This is a genomic window from Enterococcus sp. FZMF (assembly GCF_030263915.1).
Taxonomy (GTDB): Bacteria; Bacillota; Bacilli; order Lactobacillales; family Enterococcaceae; genus Enterococcus_D; species Enterococcus_D casseliflavus.
Genome location: NZ_CP127160.1, coordinates 2,337,813 through 2,349,854 on the forward strand (window position 1 = coordinate 2,337,813; position 12,042 = coordinate 2,349,854).

At 40.6% G+C, this 12,042-nt stretch carries 11 protein-coding genes; 3 read left to right on the forward strand and 8 right to left on the reverse strand.

The features are described from left to right. The first annotated feature begins 23 nt into the window (after positions 1 to 23). Complete coding sequence (locus tag QN079_RS11320) at positions 24 to 305, forward strand: hypothetical protein (protein ID WP_015510084.1); 282 nt, start codon at positions 24 to 26, stop codon at positions 303 to 305. 114 nt (positions 306 to 419) lie between these two features. Continuing rightward, on the forward strand, positions 420 to 1,139 hold the full coding sequence (locus QN079_RS11325; protein ID WP_010749217.1) for a hypothetical protein: 720 nt from the start codon (positions 420 to 422) through the stop codon (positions 1,137 to 1,139). A 145-nt stretch (positions 1,140 to 1,284) separates the two neighbouring features. On the opposite strand, the gene QN079_RS11330 is transcribed toward QN079_RS11325, so the two are convergent. The 8 genes from QN079_RS11330 to QN079_RS11365 all read right to left on the reverse strand — a co-directional run bounded on the left by QN079_RS11330 (position 1,285) and on the right by QN079_RS11365 (position 10,572). Next, the gene (locus QN079_RS11330; protein ID WP_289229770.1) at positions 1,285 to 1,779 is read right to left on the reverse strand and encodes a hypothetical protein; all 495 of its coding nucleotides are present in this window, start codon (positions 1,777 to 1,779) and stop codon (positions 1,285 to 1,287) included. 18 nt (positions 1,780 to 1,797) lie between these two features. Beyond that, a complete protein-coding gene (gene dgoD / locus QN079_RS11335; RefSeq protein ID WP_060792348.1) occupies positions 1,798 to 2,946 on the reverse strand; it encodes a galactonate dehydratase in 1,149 nt (382 codons plus the stop codon). Between the two features lie 30 nt (positions 2,947 to 2,976). Beyond that, positions 2,977 to 4,332, reverse strand: a complete 1,356-nt coding sequence (locus tag QN079_RS11340) for a PTS galactitol transporter subunit IIC (protein ID WP_289229771.1) — start codon at positions 4,330 to 4,332, stop codon at positions 2,977 to 2,979. Between the two features lie 21 nt (positions 4,333 to 4,353). After that, on the reverse strand, positions 4,354 to 4,632 hold the full coding sequence (locus QN079_RS11345) for a PTS sugar transporter subunit IIB (protein WP_005229267.1): 279 nt from the start codon (positions 4,630 to 4,632) through the stop codon (positions 4,354 to 4,356). Between the two features lie 19 nt (positions 4,633 to 4,651). Then, positions 4,652 to 5,110, reverse strand: a complete 459-nt coding sequence (locus QN079_RS11350) for a PTS sugar transporter subunit IIA (RefSeq protein WP_005229265.1) — start codon at positions 5,108 to 5,110, stop codon at positions 4,652 to 4,654. A 12-nt stretch (positions 5,111 to 5,122) separates the two neighbouring features. Further along, a complete protein-coding gene (locus QN079_RS11355; protein WP_289229772.1) occupies positions 5,123 to 5,740 on the reverse strand; it encodes a bifunctional 4-hydroxy-2-oxoglutarate aldolase/2-dehydro-3-deoxy-phosphogluconate aldolase in 618 nt (205 codons plus the stop codon). Between the two features lie 10 nt (positions 5,741 to 5,750). Beyond that, positions 5,751 to 7,799 (reverse strand): BglG family transcription antiterminator, encoded by a 2,049-nt coding sequence (locus QN079_RS11360; protein WP_289229773.1) that lies wholly within the window; start codon positions 7,797 to 7,799, stop codon positions 5,751 to 5,753. A gap of 298 nt (positions 7,800 to 8,097) precedes the next feature. Continuing rightward, complete coding sequence (locus QN079_RS11365) at positions 8,098 to 10,572, reverse strand: hydroxymethylglutaryl-CoA reductase, degradative (RefSeq protein ID WP_289229774.1); 2,475 nt, start codon at positions 10,570 to 10,572, stop codon at positions 8,098 to 8,100. 192 nt (positions 10,573 to 10,764) lie between these two features. On the opposite strand from QN079_RS11365, the gene QN079_RS11370 reads away from it, so the two are divergent. Next, on the forward strand, positions 10,765 to 11,925 hold the full coding sequence (locus QN079_RS11370; RefSeq protein ID WP_289229775.1) for a hydroxymethylglutaryl-CoA synthase: 1,161 nt from the start codon (positions 10,765 to 10,767) through the stop codon (positions 11,923 to 11,925). The last annotated feature ends 117 nt before the right edge of the window (positions 11,926 to 12,042 follow it).

Below are 12,042 nucleotides of genomic sequence, written 5' to 3' on the forward strand. Positions count from 1 at the left end.
CACTCTCTATAAAGGAGAAGTCTATGAAAAAAACTGATTTGAATCACCTCTCCCCTGCTGTTCAAAAAGCCTTACATGCTGATTTTGTTTTTCTCGTTTGGCCAGACAAAGTCCAACACTTTCCAGCACGTCAATGGACGACCAGCGACTATCAGCAGATGCTGACCGAGAAACTTACTGGGGAACCACGCTTTTTTCTTTGGGAAAACTACTTAGTCGCAACTGGAGAAAATGACCTTTTGGTCCTGATGCCCAAGTACCATCAAATCAATGATCTAGTAGAAACACCAGCGCCGCTTTTTTAGCAGCGATGGTGTTTTTTCAGGAAGTATATAAATTTTTTTGTATTTTTTCATGAGAATCACTGTTCTTTTCTGTAAATTTTCCTTATAATCGATAGTGATCGAGAGGAGAAGATTATGAAAAAGAAACAATTAGCAAAATTGAAACAACAATTCCGCCCGTCTTATGAAACAGCTCGACAACAGTTGTTTACAGCGATCGAGCGCAAAACAGCAGATAAGTTTGACCTTCCGACGACTGTGTATATCAATCCTAAAAACCAAGAGGAATTATTGATTGAATTGTTGAAGGAAACGCCAAAAGAACAAAAAATCGCTGTTCCTTTAGATGAGAACTTCAAGATCGTCGTGAAACGAATCCAACGCTTAGAAGCTGGTTTGCTTGATCGTTTCAGCGATAACTTAGTCGATGAGATCGCTGCTTACTGGTTGCCGACCAATCCGCAAGAAAGTACGGCACCCGCTCCTGCAAAAGAACCAGCGAAAGTGAAGGAAGAATCAGCACCAGCTGAAGCGGCTGCACCGACTACCTCTGCATCAACTAAAGAAGTAGAAAAAGCAACTGAAACAATGGCTGATACTGCTGACAACACAATGACTTTTTCAGCATTTGCTGAAAAAATCGCAGCATTCCCTAAATTTTCTGCCAAACAATCTTCAGGAGAAACGATCGTGATCGAAGCTTCCCCGAAAGAAGATCGTGTTCTAGCAACGATTTCTGAAACAGAAAGTGATACTTTTACCATCGAAACTGCGCTAGAGCGCAAATACAAAGTAAAATTAGAAGTCATTCCATTGATCGAGGCGTATGCCCACACGGCGATTTCGAAACGATAAAAAACTGGGAGAATGGTTCATTCTCCCAGTTTTTTTATAACCCGACGATAGTGAATAAAAATATAGCTGATTGATTTTTAGTCTTTGCTTAAAATCAGTAAGAATTACCACAATTTATTAAATTTGTCCTTCTTCACAAACGAAATTAATGGGATACTTTAGTATTCCTTTGCTTCTTTTGCGTCAATCCTTCTTCCTTAAACACTAGCTTCTCTTCCTTCTTCAATAAACTGAAGTACTCTGCCAAGATTTGCGGTGACTCTGAAAACAAAAGCGAGAAGCGGCTATTTTTGCTTTTATAAAAGGTTACAAAAGTTTGATTATTTACTGTCTGTTCAATCTCTATTGCAGTATATTGATCATATTCACCTTTTAAAACACCCAGTTTGATCAGCTGATCTGCTCCTAAGCCTTCTTTTGAAAAACCAACTAAACAGACTAAGCCGATCAGTGCAAACAATTTCAACTGGTCACTCAACTGATCTGGCCAAAAAATGACGAAAAGAAGCGCAGACAGAATGAAAGCAGTTGTCTTTTTTATAGAGCTCGCTTTTGCCTGCAAAAGAATTTTGCGCTGCTCTTTGAGTTGCATCACTAACAGAACGAGTAAAAATAAGTTGATCATAATTGCTTCCGCCATGAATAACTTCCTTTCAGACTACCATTCTGCAATAGTGCCATCATAGTTCTTCCATTTAGGATTGGTCCAAACCAACCCTTCTTGTGAAATATCTCTAACTCTATCCTCATCCATCTCCAACCCTAAACCGGGCTTACTTGGTAATTCTACATAGCCATCCTTATACTGAAATACTTCTTTGTTTTTCACAAAATCTAACAGATCAAAACCTTTATTATAATGGATTCCTAAGCTTTGCTCTTGAATAAAAACATTTGGGGTACAAGAATCAACTTGCAGTGTTGCTGCTAAAGCAACGGGACCATATGGTGCGTGCGGGGCAACAGCCACGTCATAAGCTTCAGCCATGGCAGCTATTTTTCGCATTTCCATGATCCCTCCACATAATGCCACATCAGGCTGGATCACATCTATTGCTCCTTGCTGAAAAAGTGTTTTAAACTGCCAGCGAGTATACAGTCTCTCCCCAGTGGCTAGAGGCGTTGCCACAAGCTGGGCAACTTCTTTAAAATGTTCCTCATTCTCAGGAAGAACAACTTCTTCTAAAAACATTGGATGATAAGGTTCTAATGCCTTCGCTAAAACTTTTGCCATCGGCTTGTGGACTCTCCCATGAAAATCAATTCCAATATCCAATTTATTACCAAAGCGTTCCCTAATCGAAGCGACACGTTCCACCACTTCCTCTATCTTTACATAAGAGTCAATATAGTGCAGTTCCTCTGTTGCGTTCATTTTAACTGCAGTAAACCCACGGTCAACACGATCTTGTGCTTGCTCTGCGACATCATCCGGACGATCACCGCCGATCCAAGAATATACTTTGATTCTGTCACGAGCAGCACCGCCTAATAGTTCGTAGATAGGAACATTCAATGCTTTTCCTTTAATATCCCACAAAGCCATCTCTAGACCAGACACGATTGTTCCATGTATGGGACCGCCACGAAAGAAAGATCGGTGCATTTCTTGGAACAATCGCTCAATCTCAAACGGGTTTTGTCCTAACAGAAATCTTTCCCCTACCTCATAAGCTCCTGCAACAACTGTTTCGGTTTTTGTTCCAGAAATCATCTCTCCCCAGCCATCGATTCCTTCATCTGTTGACAATTTTACAAAAATCCAGCGGGGTTTTACTTTATATACTGTAATTTTAGAAATTTTCAAAACAATCTACTCCTCTTTTTCGACAATATTTTATTCAATTGCTGCTTCACGATTAATTTTTTTGATTCCTTCAAAGAAATACCATACACCGCCAAATGCTAGAAGAAGAACTGGAATACCAATCATCGGTTCATAGGTGAATGCAATGAAAACCAAGTAACTTTGAATCATTGAAGTTGCTGCAAAAGAAGAAATAAGCATGGCACTGGACCCAAGATCAATCCCTACCTGTTTGGCTATTTCGGTTAGAATAGGTGAAGTGACTGTTCCACACCAAAGCAAAGAGGCTGTGACAACTAAACCGATAATAATGTTTTTCAGCAAGTTTCCTCTAGTCAATGCAACAACCATTGCTACTCGAAATGGAACTACAGCTAAATCGGCAAATGGTAACACACGATTTCCGGGTAAGACCAAAGCCATAGCAATTGTTAAAGGAATAATAATCAGTGCAGTTGTTATAACATCTGGATTGCCCACAACAACCGCTGCATCTAGTCCAATAAATAAACGACGACCTTTAAATTTCTTTTGAGACCATTTTTGCGCTGCGTCCGAAATAGGCATTAATCCTTCCATAAAAAGAGAGGTCATTTTTGGTATCAGAACAAGGACAGCAGACATACTAACCCCTAATTGAAGAATCTGAGTGATATCATAGCCAGCTAAAAAGCCGATTGCGATACCTATGACACCGCCCATAATCATAGAGTCCCCAAAGAAGCCCAAATATTTTTGTGCATCCTTAATGGTAAACTTGGAATTTCGAAAAAGAGGAATGCGGTCTAAAAGCCAGTTTAACGGCCATGCAATTACTAAAGAAGATAAGGCTGAAACCGTGGGTAATGAAACCCCTGGAATTCCAAAAAAATCTTCAACCAAAGGCTGTGACCAATCAGACATTTTAAATGTGACAATTGCCATTACAACTGATGCGCCCACACCTAACGCTACGTTCTTAGTCACAAAATAAACCATTACACCAACAATAGCCATATGATGATAATTCCAAATATCAACATCCAACGTTTGAGTTCTTTTGAGAACCAACAAGATGATATTAACGATCAATATAGCAAATATAAGCAGTGCAATAATTGGAGATGCCCAAGTAACTGCCGCGATTGAGCCCCATCCTACGTCCAAGGCATCCAGCTGTACGCCGGTCCGCTCTACCATAGCACGGGCTGCTGGTCCGACATTGGTTGTCATAAAATCCAGAATCAGACGAATCCCTGCAAATCCGATTCCTAGTGTTAGCCCAGACTTAAATGCTCTTGAGATTTTCAAACCGAAAATCATGCCGATAATTGTAATAATGACAGGAAGCATCACTGTAGGACCAGCGTCAATAAAGAAATTGAATACATTCATTACATAATTCATTCTTTTTTCTCCTTAAATTTTTTATTTTAAATAATTCAAAATTTCTTCCATAGTTTGTTCAGAACCAATTCCCGTTAAAATAGGCATTCCCTTTACCACAGGAACTTCACCAGTCTGACCTTCAAATTGACCAGTTGTCACTAACAAGTCATAGTCTTGAACTTTACTAGGTACTTCCATCAGTTTGGTTTGGGTTGTGGAAGCCTCAACTCCATGTTCATTCAGATAATCCTTCACTTTTGATGCTACTACGGTTGAAGTCGCAATCCCATTCCCACAAGCAATTAAAATTCTTTTCATTTTCATTTCCTCCTATTTTTTAGGCTATCGCCTTTTTTAATAATGTTAGCAATTTTAGATCCGAATTCGCCGCCGTCATTTGTTCACGAAGTGGCTCATCTTGAATAATACTGACAATCTTTTGTAACATCTCCACTTGGCCGTGCGGTTCACCGATGGCCATCATGATAACGATTTTAGTAGGTAAAATGACTTGATTATCTTCCATATTGCGAAACCCTACAGCTGTTTCTAAGGTTGCAATCGCCAAAGTTGTTTGATTGACCAAATCAAAATTTGCATGAGGAATTGCTACGCCGGGCTGTGTCGAAGGTAAACCGGTTGGATATTCGGACTCGCGTAACTGTATTGCTTCGATATAATCTTCTTTGACATAGCCTCGTTGGTATAGTTCATTCGCTAAAAAAGCAAGGACTTCTTTATCACTGCCTGCTTTTATATTTCGAAATACTAGTTCTTCGTTCAGTTGCAATTCCATTTGTTTTCCTCCTTAAATCTCTGTCGCTAATTTCTGTAGTGATAGCGCTAGTTTTGCTGGGTCAGCAGCGTGCAAGTCTTGCGATTGAAAAAGATTGGAACCTAAACCAAGATAACTCGCTCCATGGTCAAAATATTCCTTGGCGTTAGAAATCGAAATTCCACCAACACCCATCAAAGGTAGCTTGCCCAATGGAGCTTGCACATCTGTGAAAAAGCGTGGTGTCACAACTGCAGCGGGGAAAACTTTAACGATATCCGCTCCATCTGTAAACATCTCATTGATCTCAGAAGGGCTCATTGCCGCTGGTACTGAGAGCACTTGCTCTTTCCTTGCAAAATCCATTATTTGCTTCTTAAAACGATGGGGACCTAATAAAAAACGAGCCCCAGCTGCGACGGCTTTTTGGGCGTCAGGTAACGTTCTTACTGTTCCTGCCCCAATGAGAATAGTTTCACCAAATAATTTGCTTAACTTGTTGATATGTTCTATAGCCCCTAAAGTGTTTAATGTGATTTCAACTGCAAACTCTTTCTCAAGCCCACTCATTGCCGTTAAAACTGCATAAGCTTGTTCATATGTGTAACCCCTCATAATAATTGTAAAGCGTGGGTAATCTTCTACTTTCATCGTTTTCCTCCTAAGTCACTTGTCTAATTAGCTGATAAGCTGTTTTCGTATCTGAGCTTTCCTTCAAACGATTTAAAAACGTAGAATCATTACTAATATCTGCTAACTGATTCACAGCTTTCAAATGTTTCGTCAAATCATAAAACGATAATGGATAAATAAAATGGATTTTTTTACCGTTTGGAAAAGCGATTGGCTCAGCAGCAATCAATAGACTTATCCCGTCTTTTAACACGCCATTTTGTGGTGCTGTATGCGGGATACACGTTTGACTCCCTAAATACCCAGCGTATCCTTGTTCTTCGATTTGATCCAAACAATCTTGAATAAACAGCTCTGTAATCATCTGATTTTCTAACAAAGGATCGCAAGCAAATTTCACTGCTTGTTGCCAAGTTAGCTTCTCTGACGTTCTTCTTATAAAATCGGGTTTCAAATAATCAGTCAATGATGGTAACGCTTTAAAATTTTCTAAAGGTGAATCTTGCTTTTGCTTCAATAAAAAGTACTCTAACTCTTCCCTTAGTTGCTTCGTATCATTTATTTGAGCATATGTGCGAATCACCGAAAACAACTCATCAACTGAGCGGTCTACTTCATTTAATCCTAACTCTTTTAACACACGGTATCGCAGACTGATCTGCTGCTTATAAGTCATGATAGGATCAATAATAAATTGCGGTAATTCACTGTTTAATGCAGTAGTTGTAAAAACCAAGTCATAATCCGTTCCAAATTTATAAAAATCTCTTACTGAAAATGAAGCTAAAAAATGCAACTCGGGAAATAGTTTTTTTAAATTTTCTCTCATCAGTTTTGAAACCATGACCCCATTTGCACAGACAACTACTGCCCTTGGTAATTGCGCTGCTATTTGACGAGGACTCATTAATTGAAAACCAAAGTAATAAGATAGAAGTGCCAACTCATCATTTGGAAACGCTCGGCCTAACCAGTTTTCTGTGGGAACAATCAGCTCCTTCATAAGATCCTTCAAAATTGCATGGTTGCTATCTTGAACTAAGCTATCAAGGGAGTACATGCCCAAGCTCAAATTGTATTTTATACGAAAACACGCTGGACGCAGATGGCCCAAAATCCGACGTTCAAATGCCTCTCTATCTTCAATCATAATTAGTGTTTGGTTTTGAAAACTTGTAACCATTTCACTGATCAAACATCTTAATTCACTATCTGAATCAAATACTTGAGTCGTCTTACGTTCAAAAATATTAGATGTCAAAAATAGCAGAGCTAGCCAAGAAAGATAGTTAGGAGACATGCTGGACCAAGGTGTATCTTGAAGCAAAATAGTCAGAACTTTATATTCTGGAGTTTTTCGAATCTCTATTTGTACCATTTCATCTTTTGAAGCAATAGGTGAAGTTGCACGTTGCAAGGTCATTCTTACAGCTGATTGCAGATAATCAATAGATTCATCTGAGTACCTTAAATGAAGCAATTGCTCCATGTTGTGTATCAAATGAACAACCTCTTCTTCAGGAATAGTCGGTGCCAATTTTCCTTTAATATCATCAAGACGAAATAATGAATGCTGCTTAATTAAATCAGAGAGCAGTTGTAAGATTCTCCTTTCCAATCCTTGCAGTTGATAACCGCTTTGACGATCATAGTGAATGGACAGGGCGTATTTGCTAACAAACTGCTTCGCTTTCTTTAAATCTTCTTGAATCGTATTGCGACTTACCGATAAGAGCTGTGTAAAATGATCCATCCCAATGTAACCGGTATTAGTACATAAATAACTTAACATGATGGCAATCCGCTCATATTCAGAGAAAATTGTAACTATGGCAGAAGAATCTTCTTTATTTTGTTCAAGAGAAATCATTCGTAACACTTCTAAAGGAATAATAAAATCTCCCATATGGTTACGCCTGATTTGAGGCAAACCGTTTTCAAGTAACTCCTCATTAAATTGCTTAATGGAATAATTAATCTGTCTTCTTGTTAAAGAAAGTGATGTGGTTAACTCTGCCATCTTTGTCTCGGGTTTTTTTACCAATCGTGTGAGAATTCTTCGGATCCGTTCATTCATTTGATTCCCTCCTGATGAAATCATTATAGCTTTGATTCTTCGTAAAAAGATGTATAATTGAAAGCGTTTTTTGTCATAGTTGTTTTTTCTTTTTGTCCTAGTAAAACTATTTTTGATAAATCGCTGCTTGAAACCGACAAATTAAAAAAGTCCTCTATCAGCAAAAGTACAGCGAGATTTTTTATCTATTGCATTATTATCTCCAAAATAAAAAAAGGACGAACTCCCTTTAGTAAGGGGATTCGTCCTTTCCATTTATTGTTTAGGATAAAAAGTTTTAAAAACTAGAGAACCTTTTTTAATTGCGTATTTCGGTTAAAAATTTACGGGCTTGCTCTTGGTTCATTTGAGTCGCAGCTCGCAGCTTAGCTGCCAGCTGTTCAATCTCGGTTCCTTTTGCCCCAACTGAAATAGCTAATGAACGGGCTTGCATGCTCATATGGCCTTGCTGGATACCTTCTGAAACCAATGCCCGCAACGCTGCCAGATTCTGAACCAACCCGACACTTGCCGCCAGCGAAGCTAACTCACTCGCCGTTTCAACACCAGTCAATGCCAACGCCGCTTGGGCTTTTGGCAATATTTTTGTGGCACCCCCGACTGTGGCGATCGCCAACGGCAGTGTGATACTACCAATCAAACGGTCTTCTATGATAGTCCAGGAAGTCAACCCTTGCATGCGGCCATTACGGGCAGCATAGCCATGACAAGCGGCAGAAACGGCGCGAGTGTCGTTTCCGGTAGCCAAAATCAGCGCTTCAACGCCATTCATGATCCCTTTGTTATGGGTAGCGGCACGATATGGATCGATCTTGGCAAAATCAGCTGCATGAACAATTTTTTCGGCAACTTGTCTGACATTTCCGGTCTTGCTCAATTTGTCAAAAGGCACCGAGCAAGTGGCTGTTACTAACGATTCCGTAGCGAGATTGCTTAAAATACTAAAGAGAATTTCTTCTTCTGGGAACCATTTGCGAAAAAGCTCTGCCACTCCTTCTAAAATTGAATTGATGATATTGGCGCCCATCGCATCTTTGACATCAACCATTAAATCGATCGACACATAAGCGGTTGCTAAGTCAGATTCTGCTGGCGAGAAGTTCCGACCGATCACTCTTCGCAATCCACCGCCGCGTTTCACGATGGAAGGATACGTCTCATTCGCCACTGCAAAGATCGCTGCTTGCTCGGATTCAACTTTTGCCAAAATCGCTTCCGGATCCTGAACATCCATAAAGACGATCTGGCCTCGAAGCAAACGTTCTTGACTGGTCGTTGTAATGGGCCCAGCCATTTTTGCTCCATTGCTCATCGCTGCGATCACCGAGGGTTCTTCTGTGGCTAACGGGACATTGTATGCTTTGCCATTCACCTGCAGGTTCAGCCCTACGCCTAACGGGATCTCTACTTCACTGATTTGGTTTTCGATCAAGTGATTAGCAGTTTCCTTGTTTAGTGTCATTTCTTGAAAAACCAAGGATTCTGCTGCTGTGATCGCTCCTTGTGCTTCAAGAAAGGCTAATCGTTCATTAGGCGCGAGGGCGTAGAACTTTTTTTTTTCTGTTTTTTCTGATGACGACTCTTCATCAAAATTCGTTTGACTTGCTGTCGCCGAAGGATTTTCTAACAGCATCGCTAGCCCTAATCCGCCACCGACACACAAAGAGGCGATTCCATAGCGCTCTTGGGTGTCTTTTAGCTGATAAGCGACGGTCGTTGCGATCCGCGCGCCAGTCGCTCCAATGGCATGTCCCAGTGAAATGCCCCCGCCGTAACGGTTGACTTTCTTCGGATCCAAACCAAGTTCACGTTCTACTACGATCGAAGAAACTGCAAAGGCTTCATTGATCTCAAAAATACCGATATCTTCAATCGTCAGTGCTTGCTTTTTCAGTAACGTATCGATTGCTTTGATTGGTGAGATTCCCATGATCTCTGGGGCGAAACCGACTTCGACGATCTCTTTGATCACTGCCAGATAAGGAATCTGATGCTCTTCACAATAGCTTTTTGACGCGATCAAGACCATGGCCGCCCCATCATTGATGGTTGAGGCGTTCCCAGCAGTCACCGTACCGTCTTTTTTGAAAACTGTTTTTAATTCAGCTAATTTTTCGACTGTCGTAGCGGCGCGAATGCCTTCGTCCTGAAGAACGGTCGCTGATTTTTCAGTCAACGGCACGATCTCTTGATCAAATTTCTTTGCTGCTTGCGCTTTGGCAGCTTTCATTTGTGAGTGGTAGGCAAACTCATCTTGCTCTTTGCGAGTGATCCCGTATCTTTCTGCTACCGTCTCAGCCGTCAGTCCCATTGGCTTGCTGCTGAATGCATCTGTCAATCCGTCATGCATCATTGTTGACACCGGAGCTGAATACTGATCTTCCGCCTTGTTATAATAACTAAAGAGCGGCGCATTCGTCATACTTTCAATCCCACCAGTCAATACGACGGATGCCTTGTTCAATTGAATTTGCTCCATCCCCATTAGAATCGCTTTCATTCCCGAACCACATACTTCGTTGATCGTTGAGGCTGGAATATCTGAGGAAAGCCCACTTTGCAAGGAAACTTGGCGTCCTGGATTTTGACCACTGCCTGCTTGTAGCACATTTCCGATAATCACTTGTGCGATATGTTCTTTTGCTTGTTGGTTTCTTGCCAACAAGGCTTTTGCAGCGACTGTTCCTAATTCTACCGCTGTATATTCTTTTAATGACCCATGGTATTTGCCAATTGGCGTTCTTAGTGCGTCGATAATGACAACTTCTTCCACGTACGTCACCTCCTCTTGAAATATATCATTAAATCCTCCAAAAAAGAATACCCCACATTCGGTTGTCGCACCCTTTTCTACTTTCTTTAATAAAGTTTAAATTCTAATCAATTCTTTTTCATTTTTTTCAAAAAATATGATACCTTAGAACGTGTAGCCTACTAAGTATGTAGAACATAAAGGAGCGACGGAATGAACGTTGGTATTGATAAAATAAATTTTTTTGTCCCCCCCTATTTTATAGATATGGTTGATCTAGCTCACGCCCGAGAGGTAGACCCGAATAAATTTACGATCGGGATCGGTCAAGATCAAATGGCGGTCAATAAAAAAACACAAGATATCGTCACCTTTGCCATGCACGCGGCAAAAGATATCCTTACGAAAGAAGATTTACAAGCAATTGATATGGTGATCGTCGGAACAGAATCTGGTATCGATGAATCAAAAGCTTCGGCAGTGGTTTTGCATCGCCTATTAGGTATCCAGCCATTTGCACGGTCCTTTGAAATCAAAGAGGCATGTTACGGCGCAACGGCGGGCTTACAATTTGGCAAAGCCCATGTACAAGCCAATCCACAAAGCAAAGTTTTGGTCGTGGCTTCAGATATCGCCCGTTATGGCTTAGCTTCTGGTGGCGAGCCGACTCAAGGTGTGGGCGCTGTTGCTATGTTGATCTCGGCGGATCCAGCAATTTTGCAGCTTGAAAATGATAATTTGATGTTGACGCAAGATATTTATGATTTTTGGCGTCCAGTAGGACATCAATATCCAATGGTAGATGGTCATTTGTCAAATGCCGTTTATATCGATTCTTTCAAACAAGTTTGGCAAGCCCATTGCGAAAAAAATCAGCGGACAGCAAAAGATTATGCGGCTTTGAGCTTCCATATCCCTTATACAAAAATGGGTAAAAAAGCCTTGTTGGCTGTTTTTGCCGAAGAAGATGAAACAGAACAAAAACGCCTGATGGCTCGCTATGAAGAATCGATCGTTTACAGCCGTCGTACCGGCAACTTGTATACTGGTTCACTGTATCTGGGCTTGATCTCTTTATTGGAAAATTCCTCTAGCCTGCAAGCAAATGATCGAATCGGATTATTTAGCTACGGATCAGGAGCGGTTGCTGAATTTTTCAGCGGCTTGTTGGTACCCGGCTATGAAAAACAGTTGGCGCAAGCGGCACACCAAGCGTTGCTCGATGACCGTCAAAAGCTAACGATCGCTGAATACGAAGCGTTGTTCAATGAGACGATCGATATCGATCAAGATCAATCCTTCGAAGATGATCTGCTTTATAGTATTCGTGAAATCAAAAATACCATTCGTTATTATAAAGAAGAAAACGAATGATCCTGAAAAAAACTTTGCTTCTTTTTTAGCTAAAAAGCTTGAAGGAACAAAGTTTTTTTCTTTCTTTGAAAATGATTGAAAAAAAACTTGTTTTCCAAACATTTTCTGCATGTTATT

Excerpts from the sequence above, each read along its gene's own strand:
- QN079_RS11320 (WP_015510084.1), top strand. The coding sequence starts at position 24 with ATGAAAAAAACTGATTTGAATCACCTCTCCCCTGCTGTTCAAAAAGCC.
- QN079_RS11325 (WP_010749217.1), top strand. The coding sequence starts at position 420 with ATGAAAAAGAAACAATTAGCAAAATTGAAACAACAATTCCGCCCGTCT.
- QN079_RS11330 (WP_289229770.1), bottom strand. The coding sequence starts at position 1,779 with ATGGCGGAAGCAATTATGATCAACTTATTTTTACTCGTTCTGTTAGTG.
- QN079_RS11340 (WP_289229771.1), bottom strand. The coding sequence starts at position 4,332 with ATGAATTATGTAATGAATGTATTCAATTTCTTTATTGACGCTGGTCCT.
- QN079_RS11345 (WP_005229267.1), bottom strand. The coding sequence starts at position 4,632 with ATGAAAAGAATTTTAATTGCTTGTGGGAATGGGATTGCGACTTCAACC.
- QN079_RS11350 (WP_005229265.1), bottom strand. The coding sequence starts at position 5,110 with ATGGAATTGCAACTGAACGAAGAACTAGTATTTCGAAATATAAAAGCA.
- QN079_RS11355 (WP_289229772.1), bottom strand. The coding sequence starts at position 5,740 with ATGAAAGTAGAAGATTACCCACGCTTTACAATTATTATGAGGGGTTAC.
- QN079_RS11360 (WP_289229773.1), bottom strand. The coding sequence starts at position 7,799 with ATGAATGAACGGATCCGAAGAATTCTCACACGATTGGTAAAAAAACCC.
- QN079_RS11370 (WP_289229775.1), top strand. The coding sequence starts at position 10,765 with ATGAACGTTGGTATTGATAAAATAAATTTTTTTGTCCCCCCCTATTTT.